General features: G+C 63.6%; 14 protein-coding genes. 8 read left to right on the top strand and 6 right to left on the bottom strand.

Going from position 1 to position 26,304, the window contains the following annotated elements:
• Positions 1 to 174 precede the first annotated feature (174 nt).
• The 6 genes from GRI32_RS05670 to GRI32_RS05645 all read left to right on the top strand — a co-directional run bounded on the left by GRI32_RS05670 (position 175) and on the right by GRI32_RS05645 (position 10,908).
• Positions 175 to 1,500, top strand: coding sequence for an efflux RND transporter periplasmic adaptor subunit (locus tag GRI32_RS05670; RefSeq protein WP_160590359.1), 1,326 nt, complete (start codon positions 175 to 177; stop codon positions 1,498 to 1,500).
• Between the two features lie 25 nt (positions 1,501 to 1,525).
• Positions 1,526 to 4,729: an efflux RND transporter permease subunit gene (locus GRI32_RS05665; RefSeq protein ID WP_160590357.1), complete on the top strand. Its 3,204-nt coding sequence runs from the start codon at positions 1,526 to 1,528 to the stop codon at positions 4,727 to 4,729.
• Between the two features lie 12 nt (positions 4,730 to 4,741).
• Entirely contained in the window at positions 4,742 to 6,148 is a 1,407-nt protein-coding gene (locus GRI32_RS05660) for an efflux transporter outer membrane subunit (RefSeq protein WP_160590355.1), read from the top strand.
• A 222-nt stretch (positions 6,149 to 6,370) separates the two neighbouring features.
• Positions 6,371 to 7,771, top strand: coding sequence for a sugar porter family MFS transporter (locus tag GRI32_RS05655; RefSeq protein ID WP_160590353.1), 1,401 nt, complete (start codon positions 6,371 to 6,373; stop codon positions 7,769 to 7,771).
• 81 nt (positions 7,772 to 7,852) lie between these two features.
• A complete protein-coding gene (locus tag GRI32_RS05650; RefSeq protein WP_160590351.1) occupies positions 7,853 to 9,412 on the top strand; it encodes a tryptophan halogenase family protein in 1,560 nt (519 codons plus the stop codon).
• Positions 9,409 to 10,908, top strand: a complete 1,500-nt coding sequence (locus GRI32_RS05645) for a tryptophan 7-halogenase (RefSeq protein WP_160590349.1) — start codon at positions 9,409 to 9,411, stop codon at positions 10,906 to 10,908. The genes GRI32_RS05650 and GRI32_RS05645 overlap by 4 nt, the downstream gene beginning before the upstream one ends.
• A 13-nt stretch (positions 10,909 to 10,921) precedes the next feature.
• Here GRI32_RS05645 and GRI32_RS05640 read toward each other — a convergent pair whose 3' ends face one another.
• Positions 10,922 to 13,549 carry a G8 domain-containing protein gene (locus GRI32_RS05640; protein WP_160590347.1) on the bottom strand — a complete coding sequence of 876 codons (2,628 nt, stop codon included), beginning with the start codon at positions 13,547 to 13,549 and terminating at the stop codon, positions 10,922 to 10,924.
• Positions 13,550 to 13,923: 374 nt separating this feature from the next.
• Between GRI32_RS05640 and GRI32_RS05635 the strand changes: the two genes are divergently transcribed.
• Entirely contained in the window at positions 13,924 to 14,796 is an 873-nt protein-coding gene (locus GRI32_RS05635; protein WP_160590345.1) for a DUF8021 domain-containing protein, read from the top strand.
• 83 nt (positions 14,797 to 14,879) lie between these two features.
• Here GRI32_RS05635 and GRI32_RS05630 read toward each other — a convergent pair whose 3' ends face one another.
• Genes GRI32_RS05630 through GRI32_RS05620 form a run of 3 tightly spaced genes read right to left on the bottom strand, consistent with a single transcriptional unit; the run spans position 14,880 to position 19,005 of the window.
• The gene (locus tag GRI32_RS05630) at positions 14,880 to 15,896 is read right to left on the bottom strand and encodes a cupin-like domain-containing protein (RefSeq protein WP_160590343.1); all 1,017 of its coding nucleotides are present in this window, start codon (positions 15,894 to 15,896) and stop codon (positions 14,880 to 14,882) included.
• Positions 15,893 to 17,428 (bottom strand): tryptophan halogenase family protein, encoded by a 1,536-nt coding sequence (locus tag GRI32_RS05625; protein ID WP_160590341.1) that lies wholly within the window; start codon positions 17,426 to 17,428, stop codon positions 15,893 to 15,895. The genes GRI32_RS05630 and GRI32_RS05625 overlap by 4 nt, the downstream gene beginning before the upstream one ends.
• Entirely contained in the window at positions 17,425 to 19,005 is a 1,581-nt protein-coding gene (locus tag GRI32_RS05620) for a tryptophan halogenase family protein (protein ID WP_337190165.1), read from the bottom strand. The genes GRI32_RS05625 and GRI32_RS05620 overlap by 4 nt, the downstream gene beginning before the upstream one ends.
• A 222-nt stretch (positions 19,006 to 19,227) precedes the next feature.
• Here GRI32_RS05620 and GRI32_RS05615 point away from each other — a divergent pair, with 222 nt between their 5' ends.
• On the top strand, positions 19,228 to 22,539 hold the full coding sequence (locus GRI32_RS05615; protein WP_237437416.1) for a TonB-dependent receptor: 3,312 nt from the start codon (positions 19,228 to 19,230) through the stop codon (positions 22,537 to 22,539).
• 193 nt (positions 22,540 to 22,732) lie between these two features.
• On the opposite strand, the gene GRI32_RS05610 is transcribed toward GRI32_RS05615, so the two are convergent.
• The gene (locus tag GRI32_RS05610; protein ID WP_237437415.1) at positions 22,733 to 23,920 is read right to left on the bottom strand and encodes an endo-1,4-beta-xylanase; all 1,188 of its coding nucleotides are present in this window, start codon (positions 23,918 to 23,920) and stop codon (positions 22,733 to 22,735) included.
• Between the two features lie 20 nt (positions 23,921 to 23,940).
• On the bottom strand, positions 23,941 to 26,274 hold the full coding sequence (locus GRI32_RS05605) for a glycoside hydrolase family 3 N-terminal domain-containing protein (RefSeq protein WP_160591053.1): 2,334 nt from the start codon (positions 26,272 to 26,274) through the stop codon (positions 23,941 to 23,943).
• Between the last annotated feature and the right edge of the window lie 30 nt (positions 26,275 to 26,304).

The following is a 26,304-nucleotide window of genomic DNA, read 5'->3' as shown; positions in this document are numbered from 1 at the left end:
CTAACCGGTACAGAACTTAGGCCCGGTGGTCGGCTCATGCCGCCCACCAGGAATGTGCGGCGTCGCTGGTGCGATTCCGTGCCGCTCCGGCCATGCCTGCAACCTGTCTCTCCCCGGGCCGACGTGCTTGCGGGAACGGACCCATTCGCCCTCGATCGGGGTGGGGATACGACCATGTTCGATACGCCTTTCGACACGCATGAAGACCGCTATCGCGCCCAGCAGAATGAGGCGGAGACTTTCGCGGAGAACGAGCTGCTCGCCCAGGCCGAACCCCCGCCCGCGCTGGAGCGGCGCCCGGGTCGCCGGCGCTGGCTGGCGCTTGCCGCCATAGTCGTGGCTGTGGCGCTGTCGTGGTTCCTGCTGACCGGTGACGATGCCCCGGCGGCGGCTCCGCCTGTTCCGGTTGTAACGGTCGCGACGCCATTGCAGGGCGAGGTGACAGAATGGGACGAGTTCATTGGCCGGTTCGAAGCGAGCCGCAGCGTCGAAGTGCGCCCGCGCGTTTCCGGGCAGGTGACTGCTGTCCACTTCACTGACGGACAGTTCGTGCGCGCCGGCGCGCTGCTGTTCACCATCGATCCACGCCCCTACCGTGCCAGCCTGGCCGAGGCGCAGGCGCGCGCCGCGAGCGCATCGAGCGCACTTGCGCTTTCGCGCAGCAACCTTGCCCGCGCGCAGCGGCTGGTGGAAGAAGACGCCGTCGCCGCAACCGAGATCGACCGGATGGAGGCGGAGGTGCGCGCCAACGAGGCGGCGCTGGCCGCGGCGCAGGCATCGGTCAGTTCGCGCCGGCTCGATGTCGAATTCACCGCCGTGCGCGCGCCGATCTCGGGCCGTATCTCGGACCGCCGGATCGATCCGGGCAACCTGGTGGCAGCGGGCAGCGGCGAGGCCGCAACGCTGCTGACGACGATCAACGCCATCGACCCGATGTACTTCACGTTCGAAGGCTCGGAAGGCCTGTTCCTCAAGGCCCGCCGCGAGGGGCTGGGCGGTTCGGCCCCGGTCGAGATCCGCCTCGCCGACGAAAGCGACTATCGCTGGCAGGGCACGCTCGACTTCACTGACAATGCGCTCGATCCGCGCTCAGGCACAATCCGTGCGCGGGCGGTGATTGCCAACCCTGAAGGTTTCCTCGCCCCCGGCCTGTTCGGCAATATGCGCATGGCGACTGGCGGCACGACCGCAGCGCTGCTGGTACCCGATACGGCGGTGACCACCGATCAGACGCGCAAGCTGCTGCTGCTGGTGGATGACGAGGGCGTGGTGTCCGCGCGCGAAGTCGAACTTGGCCCTGTGGTCCACGGCCTGCGCGTGATCCGCAGCGGTCTGGAACCGGGCGATCGCGTGGTGATTCAGGGCGTCCAGACGGCCATTCCAGGCCAGAAGGTGCGGACCGAAACGGGTCAGATCGCAGCTGCCGACGAGACCGCTGCCGCCCCCGGTGAGCCGGAGCGGTCATCGGCGCCTGCCGCAAGCGCCACCATCGCCGATTGAGCCCCCTTTCCGACCGGAGCACCCCATGCGCCTTTCCCGCTTCTTCATCGACCGGCCGATCTTTGCCGGGGTCATCGCGATCATCATCACGCTGGTGGGTGCGATCTCCTACTTCTTTCTGCCGGTCAGCCAGTATCCCGAGGTCGTTCCCCCCACGGTGACCGTGAACGCCGTCTATCCCGGCGCGTCCGCCGAGACGGTGGCTGACACGGTCGCCAATCCGATTGAGCAGGAGATCAACGGGGTGGACGGCATGCTCTACCTCTCCAGCCAGTCAACCGGTGATGGGCGGGTGACGATCACCGTCACTTTCGAGCCTGGCACCGATCTCGACCAGGCACAGGTGCTGGTCCAGAACCGGGTCGCCATTGCCGAACCCCGCCTGCCCGAAGAGGTGCAGCGCCTTGGCATCGTCACCGCCAAGACCACGCCGGACTTCCTGCTGGTGGTGAACCTGATTTCGCCCGACGACTCGCTGACCCGCGAATATATCTCCAACTACGCCCAGACCCGGATCAAGGACCGGCTCGCGCGGATTGAGGGGGTGGGCGCGGTGCAGCTGTTCGGCAGCCGGGAGCTGGCCATGCGTGTGTGGATCGATCCTGGCCGCGCCGCCGGGCTTGGCCTGACAGCGGGCGATATTGTCCGCGCTCTGCGGGCGCAGAACGTGCAGGTTGCCGCCGGCACGCTGGGCCAGCAGCCGAGCCCCGACGCAGCCTTCCAGGTCAACGTGGAAACGCAGGGCCGCTTCACCGATCCGCAGCAGTTCGAAAATGTCGTGATCCGTACAGATGCCGAAGGGCGGCAGGTGCGCGTGGGCGATGTCGCGCGGGTGGAGATCGGGGCGCAGGACTATTCGACCTCGGCCTATCTCGACGAAATGGATTCGGTGATCATTCCCGTGCAGCAGGAACCCGGCTCCAACGCGCTGGCCTCTGCTGAGGAAGTGCAGGCGGTGATGGAGGAACTGGCCGCCGATTTCCCCGCCGGCCTCGAATACCGCATCGTCTACAATCCTACTGACTTTATTTCGCAGAGCATCGATGAAGTAATTCGCACGCTGATCGAAGCCATCGCGCTGGTGGTGATCGTGATCGTCGCCTTCCTGCAGAAATGGCGCGCGTCGATCATTCCGGTACTGGCGATCCCGATCTCGCTGGTGGGCAGCTTCGCCGTGCTCGCCACGCTCGGCTATTCGCTCAACAACCTCTCGCTGTTCGGGCTGGTGCTGGCAATCGGCATCGTGGTGGATGACGCAATTGTCGTGGTCGAGAATGTCGAACGCAATCTCGAACGCGGCATGTCCCCGCTCGATGCCGCGCGCTTCTCCATGGACGAGGTGGGCGCGGCGCTGATCGCCATCGTGCTGGTGCTGTGCGCGGTGTTTGTCCCCACGCTGTTCATCGGCGGGCTGTCGGGCGCGTTCTACCAGCAATTCGCGGTGACCATCTCGTCTGCCACGGTGATCTCGCTGATTGTCTCGCTCACCCTGTCGCCCGCATTGTCGGCACTGCTGCTGCGCAAGCATGAGCAATTGCCTGCCAGCGCACCGCGCTGGCGCCGCGTGATCGAGCGCGCAGGCGATGCTTTCAATCGCGGTTTCGAGCGCTTCAGCAATGCCTATGGCAACTGGACCGCCCGGCTGGTGCGCATGCCGCGCCGGATGATGGTGATCTATGCCGCCCTGATCGGGCTGACCGGCTTTGCGATTATAGCCACCCCGGCCGGTTTTATCCCGCAGCAGGACCAGGGCTATTTCCTTACCGTCATCCAGCTGCCCCCCGGCTCTTCCACCGCGCGCACCGACGAGGTGATGAAGAAGGTTGCCGAGCGCATGCTGCCGATTGACGGCATTTCGGGCACGGTCATGCTGTCCGGCTTCGACGGCACTTCGGAAACGCAGAGCGCCAGTTCGGCCGCCGCCTATTGGGTGCTGGACGATTTTGAGGACCGCGCGGCTTCCGGTCAGACCATCGATGCGCTGATGCAGCAGGCGCAGGCTGCCACCGCCGACATCAACGAGGCACGGCTGATGATCGTAAAGCCGCCGGTCATTCGCGGTATCGGTTCGGCGGGCGGTTTCCGCATGATGATCGAGGACCGCAATGGCGAGGGCTATCGCGCGCTGCAGCAGCAGGCCTATGCGGTGATAGCCGAGGCCAACCAGCGCGAGGGCCTGGCCGGAGTCTATACTTTCTTTGACACCGGCACGCCGCGTGTGCGTGCGAATATTGACCGCGACAAGGCGCAGATGCTGGGCGTTGCCCCTTCGAGCATATTCGAGACACTGCAGGTCTATCTCGGCAGCGCCTTCATCAATGATTTCAACCTGCTGGGCCGCACCTATCGCGTCACCGCGCAGGCCGATGCGCAATATCGCGACGATGCCGCCGATATCGCCGCGCTCTACACACGCTCGGAAAACGGGGCGATGGTCCCGCTGGGTTCGGTGGCGACGCTGAGCGACACGACCGGCCCCTATCGCGTGACGCGCTATAATCTCGTCCCCGCCGTGGCGGTCGATGGCGATACCGCGCCGGGGTATTCCTCGGGCCAGTCGCTGGAGACGATGGAGGCGGTGGCGCAAGAGGTCCTGCCGCGCAATTTCGACACCGAATGGACCGGCATCGCCTATCAGCAGGACACGGCAGGCAATACCGCTGTGCTTATCGTCGGGCTGGCAGTGCTGCTCGTCTTCCTTGTGCTGGCGGCGCAATATGAAAGCCTGATCATGCCGCTTTCGATCATTCTGATCGTGCCCATGTGCCTGCTCGCAGCCATGGCGGGCGTGAACTTGCGCGGCCTGGACAATAATGTGCTGACGCAGATCGGGCTGGTGGTGCTGATCGCGCTGGCGGCGAAGAATGCGATCCTGATCGTCGAGTTCGCCCGTCAGGGTGAGGAGCAGGACGGCCTCTCTCCCGTCGAGGCCGCCGTGCAGGCCGCGCGCACCCGCCTGCGCCCGATCCTGATGACCAGCTTCGCCTTCATCCTCGGCTCGGTGCCCTTGGTGATTGCAACCGGTGCGGGTGCGGAACTGCGGCAGGCGCTGGGTACGGCAGTATGTTTCGGCATGCTCGGCGTGACCGGCTTCGGGCTGATCTTCACGCCCACTTTCTACGTCGTTTGCCGCGCGCTGGGCGACCGCATCGCCGGGCTGCGCGCATCCGGTTCCGGCACCGAAGATCGCGATCGCCATGACGATGCGCAGATGACCCCCGCGGAATAGGAGACCCGTCCCATGCATATCCGCTCGCACATTCTTGCCTCGCTTTCCGCGCTCGCCCTGATGGGGTGCGCGGCGGGGCCGGATTACGTCGCTCCCATCCCCCCACCCCAGGCGACGACCGGCCCCTTCCTTTCCGCACAGGAGGGTGTGACCGCGCCCACCGTGCTCCCCGCCGACTGGTGGCGTCTCTATGACGATCCGGCGCTGGACGGGCTCGTCGAAGATGCGCTGGCCGCCAATACCGATATCCGCCAGGCGACTGCGCGGATCGCGCGGGCACGAGCGGGGCTGCGCGGTGCGCGCTCGGGCCGCCTGCCGCAGACCGGCATCGGCGCGGGCGCTAGTTACGGACGCGTATCCGAAAGCGACGTGCCACCCGGCACCGATCGCGACGGCTGGGCCTTCGATGCGGGCCTGTCCGTTTCCTATGAGCTGGACCTGTTCGGCAGGGTTGGACGCGGCGTGGAAGCGGCACGCGCCGATCTCGACAGTGCGCAGGCCGATGCCGACGCCGTGCGCGTGATCGTGGTTGCCGATACCACGCGCGCCTATGCCGATGCCGCCAGCGCGGCGGCGCGGCTGGCGGTGGCGCAGGACATCGTTGCCCTGCTCGACGAATCGCTGCGCCTGACGCGTCGTCGCCACGAGGCCGGTCTCGAAAGCGGGCTGGCTGTGGCGCGGATCGAGACCTTGCGTGAACAGCGCGCGGCGACCATCCCCGCAATCGAGGCCGAGCGGCAGACCGCCCTGTTCGCGCTTGCCACGCTGACCGGGCGCGTGCCTGCCGAATTGCCATCCATCGCCGCCGAGCGCAGCGTGGCGCTCGAAGTCACCGATGCGCTGCCGGTGGGCGATGGTGCCGCACTGCTTGCGCGGCGCCCGGATATCCGTGCCGCCGAACGCCGGCTGGCGGCGGATACGGCGCGCATCGGTGTCGCCACCGCGGACCTTTATCCGCGCGTTACGCTGGGCGGATCGGTGGGGGCCACCGGGCCGAGCCTGAGCGACCTGCTCACTGGCGGGCCGCTGCACTTCCTGCTCGGCTCGCTGATCGACTGGAATTTCCCCAATAGCGAGCCTGCGCGCGCGCGGATCAATGCGGCGGAGGCGGGAGCCGAGGAATCGCTCGCCGCTTTCGACGGCACTGTGTTGCAGGCATTGCAGGAGACTGAGACCGCACTCTCCACCTATGCCCGTACGCTGGAACGGCGGCAGAACCTGCTCGCTGCGCGCGAGGCAGCCGAACGCGCTGCCGCCATCACCCGCGCACGCCAGCGCGAGGGGATCGTCAATTCGCTCGAACTGCTCGATGCCGAGCGCACGCTGGCCGAAACGCGGGCAGTGCTTGCAGAGCAGGACGCGGCCATCTCGCGGGCCCAGATCGACGTGTTTCGCGCCCTGGGTGGAGGCTGGTCGTAAGGCCATTATCTTCCAGCTTGAACACCGGACCCTGTTCAGACCGGCGTTTTAAGGGGCGTGCCATCGAGGACTCGCGAGCAGACTTCGGATAGCCCCCCTTTCCTTGTTTCGATGGATCAGATCAAAGCGGCGAAAGCGGCTTGCGTCCGGGCGCTTCTCAGTCCAAGGTAGCGCTACCATAAGGGTCGCCGGCGGTTAGCGCCGGGGCGGGGAGAGGAAAACATGGAAAGCAAAGCGCAAGGCGTCAATATGGCGCTGATTTCGGCGATTGTGGCGGTGGCGACAATCGGCGGACTTTTGTTCGGTTACGATAGCGGTGCGGTCAACGGCACGCAAAGCGGGCTGGTCGAGGAGTTCAGCCTCAGTTCTACGTCGCTTGGATTTACGGTGGGCTCACTGCTGATCGGTTGCGCGGTGGGTGCCTTTTTCGCCGGACGACTGGCCGATGTGATCGGGCGCCGCGCGGTCATGATCATGGCTGCGCTGCTGTTCGTATTCGGGGCGCTGATCCAGGGCATTACCGATGTCCATACGCTGTTCGTGCTTGCCCGCTTCTGCGGCGGCATGGCGGTTGGCGCAGCCAGCGTGCTCTCACCGCTGTATATTTCCGAGGTCGCTCCGGCCAATATCCGCGGGCGGCTGACGACGGTGCAGCAGGTGATGATCATCACCGGCCTGACCGCCGCCTTCGTGGTCAATTACTTCCTCGCCCAATCGGCCGGCAGCTCGCTTGGTCAGGTTGCCGGACTGCCTGCATGGCGCTGGATGTATCTGGCGCAGGCTTTTCCCGCCGTGATCTTCCTGGTGGCGCTGTTCTTCATTCCTGAAAGCCCGCGCTACCTTGTCAGCAGGGGCCGCGATGAAGAGGCCCGCAGCGTCCTTACCCGCCTGTTCGGCACGGTGGAGGCTGATCGCAAGCTTGTTGAGATCCAGGGCAGCTTCGATGCCGATCATCGGCCGCGCCTGTCCGATGTCACGCAGAAGGGCTCCGGCCTGCGTCCCATCGTCTGGGCGGGTCTGCTGCTGGCCACTTTCCAGCAGTTCGTGGGTATCAACATCATCTTCTATTACGGTGAGACGCTGTGGCGCCTGGCGGGCGTATCGGAAGAGGTCGCGCTGGAACGCAACATCTATTCCGGCCTCGCCTCGATTGCGGCGGTGTTCTTTGCGCTGGCGGTGATCGACAAGATCGGCCGCAAGCCGCTGCTGATGATCGGTTCCTTCGGCATGGCGGTGACTTTGGGCGCGATGACATGGGCCTTCAGCGGCGCGGGCACCGATGCCGCCGGCAATCTGGCTCTGGGTGAAACCGCAGGCTGGACCGCCCTGGTGGCGGCCAATCTTTACGTCATCTTCTTCAACATGAGCTGGGGCCCGGTGATGTGGGTGATGCTGGGCGAAATGTTCCCCAACCAGATCCGCGGATCGGCGCTGGCCGTGGCGGGGCTGGCGCAATGGGTGGCCAACTATGTCGTGGTGCAGAGCTTCCCGTGGATGGCCGACAATCTGGGCCTTGCCACAACCTATGCCACCTATACCATCAGCGCCGTGATCAGCTTCTTCCTGGTCAAGAGCTTCATCAATGAGACCAAGGGCAAGGAACTGGAGGAGATGGAGGGCTGACCGGCATCTGCATCATCCGCAAAGCAGAATGGAAGCCGGGGCAGCCTGTCGCGCCCCGGCTCCGCTTGTCAGGTCCCGCGCATGAATGAAGCTGCTCCCTCCTCTGCCGGCCCACTCTTTCGGCCACGCGTTCGGCCACCTGTGCGAGTTGTCGTCCTTGGCGGCGGTACCGCGGGCTGGATGACAGCGGCCGGTCTGGCCCGCATGCTGCCGGGCCTTGCCACCGTCGACCTGATCGAGAGCGAGGATATCGGCATCGTCGGCGTGGGAGAGGCCACCTTGCCGCATATTCGCGGCTTCGTGGAAAGCCTTGGCATAGACGAGGCGGCCTTCATGAAGGCGACCCACGCGACCTACAAGCTGGGTATCGATTTTCGCGATTTCGGCCGCATTGGCGAAAGCTATATCCACCCCTTCGGCTCCTTCGGCGAAGAAGTGGCCGGGGTCGGCTTCCACCATTACTGGCTGGAACTGCAGCGCCAGGGGCTGGCCGGAGAAATCGGCGAGTATTCGCTGGCCGTGGCTGCTGCCAGGGCCAACCGCTTCACCCCGCCTGCGGGCGATAGCTCGCTCGCCTCCACCTATGGCTATGCCTATCAGTTCGATGCCACATTATTCGGCCCGTTCATGCGCGACTTCGGCATCGGGATCGGGGTCACGCGGCATGAAGGGCTGGTGGTGGATGTGGAGCGTGACGGCGCCAGCGGCAATGTCACCGCGCTGGTGCTGAAGGACGGGCGGCGGATAGAGGGCGATCTGTTCATCGACTGCTCGGGCTTTCGCTCTCTTCTGCTGGGCGGCGCGCTGGAGGAGGAGTGGGAGGACTGGACGCACTGGCTGCCATGTGACCGCGCCGCCGCCATGCCCTGCACCCACGCCAGCGACGATATCCGGCCCTATACCACCGCCACCGCCATGCCCGCCGGCTGGCGCTGGCAGATCCCGCTGCAGCACCGGATGGGCAATGGCTATGTCTTTTCCAGCGCGCATATCTCTGAGGATGAGGCGTGCGAGGCGATCCGCCATTCGGCGGAGGGCAAGCCGCTGGCCGATCCGCGCATATTGCGCTTCCGGCCCGGTCGCCGCCGCCGATCGTGGAGCCACAATGTGGTGGGCGTGGGCCTTGCCAGCGGGTTCCTCGAACCGCTCGAATCCACCTCCATCTACCTGGCGCAGATGGCGATCACCTACCTGATCGAACTGTTCCCCGATGGCGGCGCAATCGATCCGCGCGACCGCGATGAATTCAATCGGCTGGTGGACATGGAATATGACCGGGTGCGCGACTTCCTGATCCTGCACTACAACGCCACCACGCGGGATGATTCCGAATTCTGGAACCATGTGCGCACCATGACAGTGCCCGATAGTCTGGCCGACAAGCTGGAGCTGTGGCAGCGCGCGGGCCGGATCGAGAAATATGCCGATGGCCTGTTCTACGATGCCAGCTGGATCGCGGTCTATGTGGGGCAGGGCATGCTGCCCCGGCGCCACGATTCGCGGGTAACACTGGCCGATCCGATGCGCGTGAGGAACGCGCTGGAGCGCCTGCGACAGGAAATCGGCACGCAGGTTTCGGCCATGCCCGGCCACCGCGATTACCTGATGTCCGAAGCCGCCCGTCTGGCAGACGCAGCATGAGCGAGGCGCGCGAAAGACTGCGCCGGATCGCCATAGCGGGTGGCGGGCAGCTGGGCATTCTCACGGCCATTGCTCTGCGCCGCGCCTTACCCGATGCGCAGGTGGTGGTGATCGGCCTGCCGCCAGATCCGGCGGGCTTTGCCGACCGCGCCAGCACCGCGCTGCCATTCACCAACCGCCTGCATGATCGCCTGAAGATTGACGAGACGCAGCTGGTCCAGCGCGCCGGAGGAAGCCACCGGCTGGTCACGCGCTATTTCGGCTGGGGTGATGAGGACCAGGTCGGCGAGAAACAGAACGGCGCGATGGCCTATGGCGCTACGCTCGATCCGCAATTGCGCACCCGTTTTGCGCAGGAATGGGGCGGCGGGCGCAGCGCTGGCGGCGGGGCATCTCCCCCCGGCTCGCTGGCCGAAGTGCTGGCCGATGCGGGGCGCTTTGCCGTGCCGCCGGGCGATGTGTCCACGCCGATCGACCAGGTCGATTATGCATTGCGCTGGAACATGCCCGCCTATCGCGAGATGCTGATCGCCATGGCGCAACAGCTGGGCGCGCAGCATGTGGCCGGAACGATGGAAGCGCTGCAGCCAGATGGCGCGGGCGGGCTTGCTGCCATCGCCATTGCCGGACAGGGCCTGATCGAGGCCGATCTGTTCATCGATTGCAGCGGCACGCAGGCACATTTGCTTTCCGCCCTGCCTGAAGCGAAGCGGCAGGACTGGAGCGCCATGCTGCCCGTGCGCCGCGTGCTCCATGCCATTCCGGGCGAGCCGATGCTGGCGCTGGAGGACCGTTTCTCGCTGCTGCCCGAAGGCTGGCTGTGCGAATTTGCCGGGCGCGACGGCTTGCAGGTGACACTGGCGCTGGCCGATGGCGTATCAGAAGACGCCGCGCTTCGGGCACTGGGGGCAGGGCCTGCCGGGCTGGTGCAGATGGAGCCGGGCTGTGCTCAGCTTCCGTGGTGTGGCAATGTAATCGCGCTGGGGGATGCGGCCGCGAGTTTTGAGCCGCTCGGCTTCCTCAACCTCGATCTGGCGCATCGCCAGCTTGCCCTGCTGCTGGAAATGCTGCCGGGGCGCACGATCGAACCGCTCGAACGCGCCGAATATAATCGCCGTGCCTTGCTGATGGCGCAGCAGGTGCGCGATACGCTGGCGGTGCATTATGCCTCCCCGCGCGCGCGGCAGGTGTTCGGCGCATGCGAATTGCCGCCTTCGCTGGAGGCCGCGCTGGACCAGTTTGCCCGGCGCGGACGCCTGCCCTTCCGGGATGAGCCGGCGCTGCTGGTGCAGGAATATATGGCCCTGCTGCGCGCGCTCGGCTTTGCCGAAGGCACCACGCCGCAATCGCGCAGCGCGGACCAGCGCAGCGTTGAGGCCAGCCGTCAGGCATTTGCAGCGCAGGCGCGCGCCGCGCTGGAATTCACCCCGCCCTACCAGCAGTTCATGCAGCAGGCCCTGCAGCCACAACCCGTGGCCAGCGACCTGCAATATTGATGTGCCCGGCGCGTTATTCGCGCCGGGGCTCTCCAGCACTCAGCGCAGCTGTTGCCACCGGCGCCTGCCTGCTCACATCAATGGTCGCCTGAGCCCGCAGGGTGCCGACCTGTACGACCACAGGTCCGTCGGCGGTGGCGTCCTCCACCACAAGCTTGACCCACAGCGTCTCGCCATCCTTGAACCATGCGGTCTGGTTTGAGGCGCGCAAGGCGTCCATGCTGGCCAACTGCGCACTACCAGCGGGGGCGGCGAAGCCGGGAAGCTCAAAGATCACCCAAGAGCCTTGGTCCATTTCCCGCAGGTTAAGCGACATGCTGTCCCTCGCTGTCGATACCCGGACCTGGGCACCGCTGGGGATCGTCGTCTCGCCATTATATTCGAACCGCTTCCCGTTGCGTTCAAGGACAACCGGATTGGTGGCGGGGCCGGCAGCGAATTCGGGGAACTGGCGCGTATCGTCGATGCTCAAGCGACCCATGTCGGCAACGCACACGGCGGCATTCCAGTTCGCTCTGATTACACAGCTGTCTTCAGCCGAAGCCATACCGTTATCGATGACGATGTAGGCACCGGCAGTCCCGCTGACCGAGCCGTCGACGTCATGAATCGTCGCACTCCTGTAGGCAGCCCGCCCGGCGAAGTCCGACGACCAGCGGCGCTGTATTTGCGGGAAATGAACTGGCTGGGCGTTAACGAACGTGGCGTTCTCGACCATGTTCTCCGTGCTCATGCCGAAGCTGGTGAACAGCAGATAGGACAGCGCACCCGCTTCGCGCAGATCGTTGGGTTCGTAATTCACGAAGGTCGTATTCACCACGTCATGGCGGTAATCGTAATATTCGTAGCCGCGGATCGGGAAATCCGCCGTTACGTGCGGCAAGGTGCGGCCATAGGCAATTTCCTCGGGCGTCGAGGGATTGCCGATATTGCCGCTTTCGCCCACGAATAGCGAATCCTGTACCCGTGACGAGTAAGGCGCCACGCCATAGCCGCCCGCCGCATGGGTGAAGCCGATGGCGTTGTCGGCCAGCTTGAGATTGGTGAACAGGTGATATTCGCCGCGGCCCCAGATGGCGCCATTGCGGTTCTTGTAGGCCGTGTAGCTGTCGACGACCGACGGTATTGCTCCGCTGCTCGGATCGGTCGGATCATTATAGGCAATATGCCCGGCACCGCCGACATTGAAAGTGCCATCGGGCGAAGGGCCCCGGTCGAACATCAGGCTGTCAAAATTGGAGTGGGCGGTGTTGCCGCTGAACTCGCGCAATGGCATCCGGCGTGGCCAGGTCTGGGCACTGATCTCCGATCCTTCGAACTGTCCGGTCGGGTGCGCGGGCAGGGCGATCCAGAAGCCGACCGCGTCCGACCCGGCAGCCACGTTGTCACGATAGATATTGTCCGGATTGGTGATCCAGAAAGTGGAGACGGTATTGTCCGAAGGGATCAATATGTGGTCGGATTGCTGACCCCGGCTGCCCCGGGCCGCATCGGTCAGGTTGGTCGGCTCGCACGGCAGCGTCGGGTGACACTTGGTCTGGATGCCGAGGTTGCGGACGAACTGGTTGCCCGTTTCGATCCCGTCTTCCATGAAAAAGCAGTGACCCACGGTGTTGAAAGTCACATTGTTTTCTACCAGCAGATTGTTGGTGCCATGCACCGTCACGCAGCGGCTGAAGGTGTCGTGGATGGCCGCATTCCTGATATACTGCCCCTCCCCTTCGCCGATCAGGTGCCAGTGGAGCGGGTAACGCGCCAGATGCATGTGCTGGCCCATGCGGCTCAGCTCAACGCTGTCGACGTACATCTTGGACCCGACCATCCCCATGATGTGCCCGCCGAAGTAATTGCTCTCGGAATCTTCCGATGCCTGAATGCGGATATTGCGCGTCAGCAGACCCACTTCGCCGCGCTCGTCCACGCCGAAGGTGATCTCGCCAAAGTGCATGTATTCAAGCGCGCTATCCAGCGTCAGCGTGTTGCCGCTGATAGCCGTAATATGGCGCCTTTCGGCCTGCCTCGGGTTAAAGTCGGTTGAGGCAAGGACAATCTCGTCACCTACACGCCAGCCGCTGGCGTCCAGCACCTCGATCCGGGCGGAGCCGCGCTCGGCTGTCCGGGCCAGCTTGGTCCATGTATTTTCCCGGTTGCCGTGCAGGTTCAGCGTCCCGCGCATGAGCATGATCCCGCGATCGCCCATGGTGTTGATATCTTCGTCCGGGACATTGTCTGTCAGCGTGATGGAAGCATTGCGTTTATGAGGATTGGCCTCTGTGCCGATTTCCAGTTCACCGCCGGGAACATAGATCCACTCGGTCACCAGATCGATATCGCGCTGGTCCGAAAAGCTCAGCTTGCCGCTGATCGTCAGGCTGCGCAGCGCAGGCGGGCTGACATCGAGGACAACATGCATGTCCCGGTCAATGGTGACCGCATCGCCTTCGCCCGGCACCGCACCCGAAGGCCAGGCCGCCGGATCGGACCAGCGCATTTCCCTGACCGCTGATGTCGACGGGCCTGTGTCTGCCTGCATCTCTGCATGGTCGTGAGTTGCCTGCGCATTTGCAGCCGTTCCCGCGCCCAGCAAAAGGGCCGCAGGAAGCAGCCGGCATGATGACAGCAAGCCAGAAAGATGGCGCATGATGTTTTCCCCTCCATCGGGACTGTGAGTCCCGCCATTATTATTGGAGTGATCCTGCAACAGATAGTTCGCTTTGCCAAGGTTTAGTCCGGCACCATGGCGGGACTGGTGGCAATTGCCTGTAACAGTTGTTGTATCCTCCCCCTCTGCTTGCCCACCTGCCTGCTTCCGCAAGAGGCTCCAGAGACAAGCCGGTGTGGAATGTTTTGGGGTTCGAACAACGCTGCGGACCAATATTGACCGCGATTGACGGCCCGCATGTTGTTGCTCGGCCAGCTTCGCGCTAACATCCTGAACACAAGCATGCCATCTGGGGAGATGGGCAAGGATCAGGCACACAATAGATGCCAGCACCTTGAGGGGAGGACATATTCATGAAAAGTGAAAGTGAATGGGGCAGCCGGCCATCGAAATTGGCAAGAGGCACGATCAAGTGCTCAATCATTCTGGCGGGCATGACCGCGGCGACGAATGCGCAGGCGGCGTGCGAGCGGGGGATGCTGCGGCAGTTGGCAGCGACCTATGTCGAAGCGCAATCGACCGGCCAGCCCGCGATAGTGCCTCTCGCAGCCGAATCGTATTACGGAGAGAACAATCTGCCCGTGGACATTGCTGCGGGCATACTGACCCAGGCCCTGCCGGTCGACTTCACCCGCAGCTTCTATGACACGGAGCAATGCGCCACTTTCACAGAACTCGTGTCGGCCACGAACGCGCACCCTTACGTGATCCACACGCGGATGGAGGTGAGCGATGGCGAAGTGACCGTAATGGAATCCGTGGTGACCGACGAAGGGGACTGGGTGTTCGGTGCGGACGCGCATCTTGCCCAGACGCAGGTTGAGAACTGGGGCGAGATCCCCGCAGGCCAGCGCGACACGCGCGAGTCCATCCAGGCGGCGGCCGACGCGTATCTGGACAATTGGGGCAACCCCGAACTGCCGGTGCCGCACGGCACGCCATGTGCCCGGCTGGAGGGCCGCATTTATACAGGCAGCAGAGACCCTGAAGGCCAGACCTGCACCATGGGGGCGTTCCCGCAGCCGATAGAGACGGGCAGCCGCCGCTATGTCATCGATGAGACCGTGGGCGCCGTCAGCATCTTCCATAACTTCTCCTGGATCGATGCGGGCCTCGGGCCCTATCATCCGGGGACCCCGACCAGCCAAACCTTCCGGGTTGAGGGCGGCATGAACCGCTACATCCACGAGGTGACGGCATGCACCACGCCAAAATGCGGCAGGTAGGATGGTGAATGCCTGCCCGCTTCCGGAAGCAAGAGTGCGCAAACCGGCTTAAGGCAGGCCGTCAGAATAGGTCCCCGCCGCGCTCAACCAAGCGCCTGGCGGATGATCTGGCGCATCTTGTCAAACAGGCCGGGTGAGGGCTTGCCGATCACGCCCGCCGCGTGATCTGGCAGGTGGGCAGCGGGATCGCCGGACTTTTCGAACACGTAATAGTCCAGCATCCCGCGCCACACTTCGCGCTGCCCTGGCGGCAGGTGGCGATAGGCCAGCAGCGCGTGGAGCAGCGCATCGTAGGGGCCGCCAATTCCGGCAGGCTGGCCATCGTTCCACCAGTAGTTGACCAGTATGCTGACCGGATCGAGCGATTCCACGCCGTGCCACCAGCAATAGGGGATGTAGATCGCATCGCCCGGCGCCAGCGTGGCCTGACGCGCGCTGGCCCATGCATCGGCAAAACGCGGATAGCGGGCAAGATCGGGCGAATGGGCATCAACCATGCTCACCGGCGTTCCGGCGGGCGTGGATTCGAAGGGGCCGGGATAGAGATTGGCGATCTGTTCGGGCGGATAAAGAGTGAAGCGCCTGTGGCCAGAGACGCAGCAGGCGATATTTTCCTTCACATCATAATGCGCGGCCACGCGGATGCGATTGCCGATCCAGATGCGCGCCGGGACATGGGCCAGCAAGTCCAGCCGATTGGCCTGCGCAAAGGCGGGCAGCAGTTCCGCCACCCCTTCAGACTGCACCGCCAGCCCCGGCGGCTGCGGCAAGTCTGCGGCACGCAGCAGATCATCCAGGAACATGCCGAGCTGGCCCTGTCCCTTGACGAAATTCATGCCCGACAGATCGGAATTGTAGAAGAACCGGCCGTTCTCAGCGGGCATTGCAGCGATGGCGGTTACCGGGCGCGCGCTGCCGCACTGGTGCAGATAGGCGACAATCGCCGCGCCGCCCTGCCGCCCCGCTGCAACCGCAGGCCAGTGCTCCACCAGTCCGCGCAGAACAACGGGCCTGTTGGCGGCGCGTATCTGATCGAAGCGCTGCTGGTCGATCGGTCCGGTGATTTCATCCAGCGGCGGCGGATCTGCCAAACCGCTCATGAGGTGACGCGCAGGGCCGGATCGATCGCGCTGCCATTGCTGCGCAGGAAATCCTCCTGCGTCGGCATCTGCGATACGGCGGTGGCGATCACCTGCCGGATATGGCCCAGCCGGTGCAGCAATTCCTCGTCGCTCATCAAATCGGCTGCGGGGTGATAACCACCCGCCGTGATGCCCTGACACGCCATGACGGAGAGCCAGCTGGTCTCTGTAAACAGCTCATTATGATCGCGGATCACCCGGCCGGAGGAGCGGAACATCTCCAGCTTTTCCTTCAGCCCGTCGGTCGGTTCCAGATTGCGGCAATAGTTCCATAACTCGGAATCGTCGCGCGTGGTGGCCTTGTAATGCAGCACCAGGAAATCGCGGATGTCGATGTAATCCTGCTCGGTCTCGCGGTTGAAGCGCTCAATCTCCTTGGCGGAAAATGTGGTGGTGGGGAACAGCGCCATAAGCCGCGCAATGCCCGATTGCACCAGATGGATGGCGGTCGATTCCAGTGGTTCCAGAAAACCGCCCGCAAGCCCCAGCGCGACCACATTCCTGTCCCAGCCTTTGGCCCGGTGGCCTGCGGCAAAGCGCAAATGGTTGGGCGCAGCGAATGGTTCACCGTCCAGGTTGTCTATCAGGATCTGCGTCGCCTCATCCTCGCTCATATGGGCGGAGGAATAGACGTGGCCGTTGCCTATCCGGTGTTGCAGCGGAATGCGCCATTGCCAGCCGGCGGCGCGTGCGGTGGAGCGGGTGAGCGGCTCCCGCGATCCGCCGTGGGTGCAGGGCATGGCCACGGCGCGGTCGCACGGCAGCCACTTGCTCCAGTCGCGAAATTCCACACCCAGTGTCTGGCCCAGCAACAGCGCGCGAAAGCCCGAGCAGTCGATGAACAGCTCGCCCGTCACCAGCTCACCCGATTCGAGCTTTACGCCGGTGACAAAACCGCTCTCGCCGTCCTGTTCGACCTCGGTGATGCGGCCCTCGATCCGGGTGACGCCCTGCATTTCTGCGCGCGTGCGCAGGAATCGGGCATAGCGCGACGCATCGAACTGGAAGGCATAGCCGAGCCGTGCGAGCGGGGAATTGGGCTGGTCCGGCTGCGGCCAGAAGAACTTGCCCGCCTTGCCCGCCATCGCGCCGATGGAATAGTCATCGAGCGGGTGGCTGTCTCCCAATTCCAGCCCCCTGAGCCAGAAATGGTGAAATTCGATCCCCAGCATGTCGATGCCATAATGGCCGAACGGGTGGACATAGCGGTCCCCGATATGCGTCCAGTCGACGAATTCGATGCCCAGCTTGTAGGTCGCATGGGTTTCCCGCACGAATTCGTTTTCATCGATGCCCAGCAGGCTGTTGAACTGGTTGATCTGCGGGATGGTGGCTTCACCCACGCCCACCGTGCCAATCGCCTCGCTTTCCACCAGACTGATGGAGAGGCCCGGCATTTTGCCCATGATCTTCGATATGGCGGCGGCTGCCATCCAGCCTGCGGTTCCGCCGCCCACGATCACGATGTTGCGGATGGGTGCGCCGTTCATGATGCAGCGAGAGTCCATGCAGGGGCCGCCACCGCACCGCCCTCAGTGTTTGCCCCGGTATCCGCCCATGCGCCGGCCTGCCGCAGGAACTGTTCCTGTGTGGGCAGACCCTCGGCGGTCTGGCGATAGGCTTCGCGCATTTGTGCCATGGCGGCGGCGACCTTGGCCTCGTCCAGCGTATCGGCGATGGGATCGTGGCGGGCCGGGATGATGTTCTGCCCCAGCATCACCGCGATCCAGCTGGGTTCGGAAAACAGTTCCGCATTCTCGCGGAAGATGCGCCCGTGCAGGCGCCACAGTTCCGTCTTCGTGGCCAGGCTGTCCGGCACGTCCATGTCGCGCACATAGCGCCAGAACGGCGTGTCATCGCGCTGGGTGGCCTTGTAATGCAGGATGATGAAGTCGCGCACGTCCTCATACAGCTCGCGCATCCCGCGGTTATATTCGTCACGCTCCACCGGGCTGATCTGCTTGTCGGGGAACAGCGCAAACAGGCGGGCGATGCCGTTCTGGATCAGGTGGATGCTGGTTGATTCAAGCGGTTCGATAAAGCCCGATGACAGGCCGAGCGAGACGACATTGTGGTTCCACGCCTTGCGCCGCATGCCGGTGACAAAGCGCAGCTCACGCGGATCGGCCAGCGGCTCCCCCTCGACATTGGCGAGCAGGATGCGGGTGGCCTCCTCACTGTCCATATAGGCGCTGGAGAACACGTGGCCGTTGCCCATGCGGTGCTGCAAGGGGATGCGCCACTGCCAGCCCGCGCCATGCGCCGTTGCGCGGGTGAAAGGTGGCGGTGAGTTGATGTTGGAGGTGGGCAGGGCAATCGCCCGGTCCATCGGCAGCCAGTGGCTCCAGTCCTCATACCCCGTTTCCAGCGCATCTTCGATCAGCAGGCCGCGAAAGCCGGAGCAGTCGATGAACAGATCGCCCTCGATCCGCTCCCCGCTGTCCAGCTCGATTGCGCGCACATCGCCGCTTTCCCCGTCGCGGTGGACCTTTGATATGCGCCCCTCGCGGCGGATTGTGCCCTGCTGCTCGGCCTTCCTGCGCAGGAAGGCAGCATACAGGCCGGCGTCGAAATGGAAGGCGTAGAACATCTGCGAAATGAGCGATTTGGCACCCGGTCCGGGCCTGCCGAATCGGCCCATGATCGCCGCCATCGAGCTCATCGAGTATTCGTGAATGCCCCCGGCGGTGCCGCCATGCGCCAGTTCACGCAGATAAAGCTGGTGGAACGGGATGCCGTGCAGGTCCTGCCCATAGGTGCCGAACGGGTGGAAATAGCGGTCCCCCTGCTGGCCCCAATTGACGAATTCGATGCCCAGTTTGAACGTTGCGCGCGTTTCGCGCAGGAAATCATTCTCGTTGATTTCCAGCATCTGGTTAAAATTCTTGAGCGGCGGAATCGTCGCTTCACCAACGCCCACGGTGCCGATTGCGTCCGATTCCACTAATGTGAATCGGCGTTTTCCATTGTCGAAATATTTGGAGAAAGCAGCCGCGGCCATCCACCCGGCGGTGCCTCCCCCGACGATTACCACTTCCGTGATATCGTTACCATCCGCTCCACTCACCACGGTCAATTATCCATCAACATCTATTTATGCCGTTGATCCTAGTCGTGACAACACCCTCTTGCCAAGGCGGGATTGCGTCGATATGCAGTGAGGTAACAAAAAAATCAGCGCTGCACATATTAATGGTAGCGCTAACATGGGGAGGGACATCTTGTGAGGAAAGCGTCTGCGCTTTGTGGCGGCCTTGGAGCCGCGGAATTTCGGATTAATCGCAGTCTGTTGAAGGCGGGTGCGTCGGTCGCTGTGATCGGCAGCATGCTCGCCAGCGGCGCGGCGATGGCGCAGGATGCGGCGCCCGATGATGACGATTTGATCGTTGTCACGGGTATTCGCCAGTCGCTGGCATCGGCCCAGAACATCAAGCGTGATTCGGACACTGTGGTTGATGCAATCACGGCGGAAGATATCGGCGCCCTGCCTGATCGCTCCGTAACCGAGGCGCTTCAGCGCGTGCCGGGTATCGCGATCAACCGCTTTGCCGGTTCGAACGATCCCGATCACTTCTCGGTCGAAGGTTCCGGCGTGGTTATCCGCGGCCTCAACTTCGTTCGCTCCGAATTCAATGGCCGCACGGCCTTTGCTGCCGGCGTCGGCGGTCAGGCGCTCAATTTTGCCGATGTGCCTTCCGAACTGCTCGGCTCGGTGATCGTCAGCAAGAACGCCACTGCCGACATGATCGAAGGTGGTCTTGCCGGTACGGTCAACCTGATCACGCGCAAGCCGCTGGATCACAACGGCTTCCAGATCGCCTTCAGTGCAGAGGCCAATTATGGCGACTTCAGCAAGGAATGGACGCCCAACCTGTCCGGCCTGATCAGCAACACGTGGGAAACCGGAGCCGGTACCTTTGGCGTGCTGGTCAGCGGTTCCTATTCGCAGGTGCGCAGCCGGGCCGATGGCCTGCAGATCACCAACTTCCAGACCCGTGACGGGACGCTGGTTGATTCTGCCAACACCGGGGGCGTGCAGGTTTGCCGCAATCCGCTGCCTGGCACTGCCGACGAATTCACCCTGCCCGTTGACGGATCGGAATGTGGCGCGACCGGGGCTGCCGGAGCTGATGGCTATGCCGATTACAACACCGGCCTGTTTGCTCCGCTGGGTGGCCAGTTCCGCACGCAGGAATTCAACCGCAAGCGCGATGGTATCGCTGTTTCCGCGCAGTATGAATCGCTCGACGGCGGGACCACCGTCACGGCGGAATTCATCCGCTCGCACTCAACCAGTGACTGGGGCGAATATACTTACGAAACCGCGCCCGATCTGGCCGAATATGGCACCTATCCGCTGGGCTGCGAACAGAATGCCAACGGTCCCAATGTGATCAACACCGACGGGTCGCTGGGCGATCCCACCACGCGGGCGCAGTGCCCGGTCGGCGGGTTCGAGAACTATGCCTATGATGCCAACGGTCTGTTCCAGTCCGGCTACATCACCAATCCCAGCAATGGCTGGCGCGGTGCCACCAACACCAACGATCCTTCGGTTGGCGGCGGCTCGCCTTTCGTACCCGTTGGCGGCCTGCAGCAATCGCTGGCGCGTCGTCAGGTGTTCGATGAGACGACCAACTCCGACTACAGCTTCAACGTGGACAGCCAGCTGACCGATCGCCTGCATGGGATGATCGACGTGCACTACACCAGCTCTCGCAAGCAGAGCACCGACGTGAGTGTGTTCGGGTCCGTCTATGCCGATCAGGAACTGGATCTGACGGGCAATCTGCCGGTCGTCATTCCGCACAAGCCTGCGCAGCTGGGCTATACCTGGTCAAATCCGGACCCCGCGCTTCGCGGCAGCGAGCAGCTGCTGGCCGCCAGCGAGTCCGAATATTTCGCCGATCCGCGCTTCCAGTTCTGGCGTGCGGCGATGGACCACATCGAGGATAGCACGGGCGAGCAATATGCCATCCGTGCCGACCTGGAATATGAATTCGACGATGATTCGTTCATCCGCCGGGTCAAGGTCGGTGGCCGTTATCAGGACCGCGACCAGACGGTTCGCTACACCACCTATAACTGGGGCATGCTCAGCGAAGTGTGGAGCGGCAGCCGTCCGATCAACTTTGCCGACACACCGGCCGGTTCTTCGGACTATTACGAATTCCCCAATTTCTTCCGCGGCCAGGTGCCCGGACCGCAGGGTGGGTTCTACTACAATGGCAATCTGACGCAGGATTATGCCGGCAGCGTTGCCTTCTTCCAGTCGATTCAGGATCAGGCACGCGTCTACGGCGCCAACCCCTCGTGGAATCCCCTGTCGGGCCGCGATGGAGCAATCGCCGGAACGCCGTATCTGCCGGCGGACATCCAGCCCATCTCGCAGGATGACAAGTCGGCCTATATCATGCTGAACTTCGGTTCGGATGATTTCCTGGGCGGCCATCGTCTGGGCGGCAATATCGGCGTTCGCTACGTCAGCACCGATGTCCGTTCGATCGGCAGCATCGGTGTCGGCACGCAGCAGCAGTTCAACATTGTCGACGATTACGATGTCCGCTGCGAACCGACCGTCCCGGATGGCGCCCCTCCGGGCACCGAGGCGCAGTCACCGGGCGGCGTCTGTCTGCTTGGTCCGGCTGGTTATGCCGACCTGCAAACCTTTGCCGACGGGACGACCAGGTCGGATATCGCTGGCACCAGCTATGATTACTGGCTGCCCAGCTTCAATGTCCGCTTCGAAGTCACGCCGGAACTGTTGCTGCGCTTTGCAGCGTCGAAGGTGATCACGCGTCCGGACAATTCCTATCTGCGCAACTTCCTGACGCTGGGTCTGGACCAGAGCGGCAATCTGACGGCGAACGCGGGTAACCCCTCGATCCGTCCGGCTTCTGCATGGCAGTTCGATCTGACCGCCGAATGGTATTTCGATACGGTCGGCTCGCTTACCGGCAACCTGTTCTACAAGAATGTGAAGGACTTCTTCTTCCAGGACGTGACGAACAGGTCGATCACCAACAATGGCGTCACGCAGAATGTGCTGGTGCGCGGTCCGGCCAACTTCGATGGCAGCGGCAAGGTCAAGGGTTTCGAGCTGGCTTACCAGCAGACCTACGACTTCCTGCCGAGCCTGCTTGGCGGACTTGGCATGTCGGCGAACTACACATTCATCGACAGTTCCGGCCTGCCCAACACCTTCCTCAACGGTGGCAATATTCCGAACACCTCCACCGTTCCGGCGGGCAATCTGCCGCTTGAACAGCTCTCTCGTCACAATGCCAATGTCACGGTGTTCTTCGAGCAGGGTCCGCTGTCCATGCGCGCCGCCTACAACTGGCGGTCGAAGTTCCTGCTGACGGCGACCGACGTGATCTTCCCGTATTATTCGATCTTCAATGACGATACCGGGCAGCTCGATGCGTCGATCTTCTACAGCCTGACGGATAACCTCAAGGTGGGTGTGCAGGGCGTCAACCTGCTCAACGAAGTGACCACCACCTTGCAGGCCTATACCGGTGATCCGGGTGCGCTGGCACCGCGCTCATACTTCATGAACGATCGCCGGTTCTCCTTCATCCTGCGCGGTCAGTTCTGAGGGCTGGCGGGATATAATTGAAACGAAGGGGCTGCCGCACTCCCTGGGCGGCCCCCTCGAAATCCCGGGTGACTCCTTTCCGGGCAAAGAAAAAGGCCGGCACCTGGTGCCGGCCTTTTGCTTGTGTGGAGTGTGAGCGGGGGACTTCCCGCCAGACTGCGCGCCATCAAGCGCGGCAGTCGGCGCGAAGGGATTAGCTTGCGGCGTCCAACAGCGAAGCGGCCAGCGCCTCTCGCATCGGCTTGGGCTGATAGGTGGAGGAATAGGGCGTTCCGCGCACCTCCATCCCGTCATCGCGCGGGGCAAAGCCCTGCAACCAGTTGAACTGGTCCACCATGCCCCACGCCAGAATGTCCGACAGCTCGGCATAATCGAGCATCACATCGAAATAGCGACGCGTGTAATCGGCCACCTTCTCGTCACGAAGCGCGACAGCGGATGGGAGCGCCTTGTCCTTCACGTCGAATTCGGTGATCAGCAGCTTGTAACCCATGCCCACGACCTCATCGATGAAGTCGCGCCATTCGCGCTCGCGATAGGGGCCAACGCCGGTGGCCGGATCAACCGAATAAATCTCTATGTGAGACTGGATGCCCAGCGCATCGACCGGCACGTTGCGCTTGCGGAAGCCCTCCAGCAGGCGCAGCACATCGTTGCAATGCGCTGCATGGGCGGGTTCCCAGCTCATGTAATCATTATACACCAGCTCGCCATCGGGCAGCTGTTCGCGCGCGGTGTGGAACGCCAGGTCCATCACCGCTTCGGGGCTGCCCATTGCGCGGCTCATGCTGGTCTCAATGGTGGCGTTGCGATCATGATCGATGGCCTCATTGACCACATCATAGCTGGCGATCTGTCCGCGATAGCGATCCGTCACCGTGCGGATATGGTCGGTCAGCAGGCGCTCGGCCTCGCGCGCGGGATTGGCGCCGTAATCGTAATTGTTGAGCCAGTCCGGGAACCAGCGCGGGCGGTGCCACAGCAAGGTATGCCCGCGCAGCGCCTTGCCATTGGTCCGCGCAAATTCGGCAATCGCATCCATGCGGGCGAAATCATAAACATCGGGCGAAGGGCGGGTGAACTGCCACTTCATTTCGTTTTCCGGCACCAGCAGGCCGCATTCGGCCTTCACCACATCGGCATAGCGCGGGTTCTGGATCGATCCGCCGGTGGTGCCGCCATTCCACGAGATCGCGCTGCCAAAGCGCCGGCCAGAACGGCTTGCGGCCCCATCAAGGCTGCCCGCAACGGTTGGAAACTGCGTGGCGGGCGGTGACACGGGGGCCGGTGTGGACGTGGGGGAGGAGCCTATCAACTCCTCCGCGCCGCAGCCGATCAGCGGCAGTGCGGCCATGCCTGCCAGGGCAGAGCGGCGGGTCATGGGAAGGGCATTGCGCATTGTCAGATAACCTCGATCTGGGTGGAGTGCAGCCGGGCGCTGCTGCTGCCGGCCGAAAGAGTTACCGGCCCCGGCTCATTCACTTCTTCCATATCACTGTTCCAGAAGGCGAGCTGCTGCGGCGCAAGGGTGAAGCGCAAGGTGCGGCTTTCGCCCGCCTGCAAGGTCACCCGCCGGAAGCCCTTCAGTTCCAGCACCGGCCTGGTGACCGAAACCTCGCTGCGGGTGATATAAAGCTGCACCACTTCATCGCCCGCAGTTCTGCCGCTGTTGGTGATGTCCACTTCCACCTCGACGCTCTCATCAGCGGCGAAAGCCTGTTTGGCCACGCGCGGGGCGGAGATGGTGAAGTCGGTATAGGAAAGCCCGTGGCCAAAGGGGAACAAGGGCGCCGCGTCATCGAACAGATAGCCGCGGCGGGAGCTGGGCTTGCGGTTGTAGAACAGCGGGATCTGCCCGGCATTGCGCACCACGCTGACCGGCAGCTTGCCACCCGGATTGACCTGGCCGAGCAAGGCCTCCGCCATCGCCACGCCGCCTTCCTGCCCCGGATACCAGCACTCGAGCAGCGCATCGGCTTTCTCGACCACATTGGGCCAGCTGGGCGGACGGCCATTGATGGCGCACACCACCAGCGGCTTGCCCAGTGCGGCCAACGCATCGACCAGCGCGTTCTGCTCGCCGACGATATCGATCTGGGTGCGGTCACCCAGATGGTTGGCGGCAAAGCCTTCGCGGCTGGTCTGTTCGGTATCGCCGATGGCCACCACGATGGTGTCTGCGGTGCGCGCAACCGCAACAGCCTCGGCAATCAGGCGCAGGTTCCGCGCCCGGTCGGCCAGTTCGATAATGTCCTGTGATCGGTCTTCGCTGGTGGTGATGAACACGCCCTGCGCGGTGACGAAATCGGCAGTGGGCGCGACCTGTCGCAGCCCTTCGATCAGCGAAATCGTCTGCTTCGGTACGGAGGAATAGCCACCCAGCCGGGCAATCGCATGATTGGGTCCGATCACCGCCACGCGGCCCATGTTCGCCTGGTCCAGAGGCAGAGCGCCATTCCTGTTGGTCAGCAGGCAGATGCTCTTGCGCGCCGCTTCCAGAGCCAGCGCGCGCGCCTCCGCATTGCCGGTGATGCGCTGCGCCTTCTGCCAGTCGCCATAGGGATTTTCGAACAGGCCGGCGCGGAATTTGAATGTCAGCATGCGCGCGCAGGACCGGTCGATCAGCTCCACCGGAATGCGCCCGGCGTTCACCTCATCCTCCAGCAGCGCATAGGCGCGGCCTTCGGGCAGTTCGCTGTCGACACCGGCCAGCAGCGCCTGATGGGCTGCGTCGGCTTCATTCAGCGCCACATGGTGCAGCGTGGCGAGTTCATGCACGCCGCCGTAATCGGAGACGATCACCCCATCAAAGCCCCACTCGCCGCGCAAGATATCGCCCAGCAGCCAGGTGCTGGCGTGGCTGGGCACGCCGTCGATCTCATTATAGCTGGGCATGACCGCGCCGATGGAGGTGCGGCGCACCACTTCGCGGAAGGGCGGGAAGAAATTCTCGCGCAGTTCCCGCTCGGATATCTGCGCCGGGCTGATGTTGTTGCCCGCTTCGGGCTGGCCGTGGCCGGTCATGTGCTTCAGCGTGGCGAAAACCTTGTCCGCGCCCAGCTTCTCAGACTTGCCCGCGCCTTGCAGGCCTTCCACTGCGGCAACGCCCATTTCGCCGCACAGATAGGGGTCCTCACCCCAGGTTTCCTCAATCCGGCCCCAGCGCGGGTCACGCACGATATCCACCACGGGGGAGAGCACCAGCGGCACGCCGCGCGCGCGCACTTCGCGGGCGATCACGGACTGCACGCGGCGCATCAGGTCGGTATCGAAAGTGCCCGCCAGCGCGATGGCCTGCGGGAACATGGTCGCTTCCGTGGCCATGTAGCCATGCAGCGATTCCTCATGCAGCAGTACGGGAATGCCCAACCGCGTATCTTCCAGCGCCCAGCGTTGCAGCGCATTGATGAACTCCACCGTCTGGCGCGGAGTGCGCCAGCGCGCCGCCGTGCCGCCTGCCGCGCCCGATATGCCGGGCACGCCGCGCTTGTCGGACGGACGGGTGACATGGCCGATGCCATCGGGGAATGCGGCGCTGGCCTTGGCCGGATTGAAGGCCAGATCGTCGATCATATCGGCCTTGCCCTGCCAGGCGGTGCGTATCTGCTGGATCTTTTCGGCCAGTGTCATGCGCGCCAGCAGGTCTGCCACGCGCGCCGGAATGGGAGCGGCGGCATCCTTGTAGATCGGCGCGGAGCCTTGCGCGAAAGCCATTGGCGCATACGCCACCGCCATTGCCGAAAGGCTTCCGCCCGCCAGCAGCTT

This window comes from Alteraurantiacibacter aestuarii (assembly GCF_009827405.1).
Classification (GTDB): Bacteria; Pseudomonadota; Alphaproteobacteria; order Sphingomonadales; family Sphingomonadaceae; genus Alteraurantiacibacter; species Alteraurantiacibacter aestuarii.
Note: the sequence above shows the minus strand (reverse complement) of the source record. Positions and strands in the feature narration are given on the sequence as shown.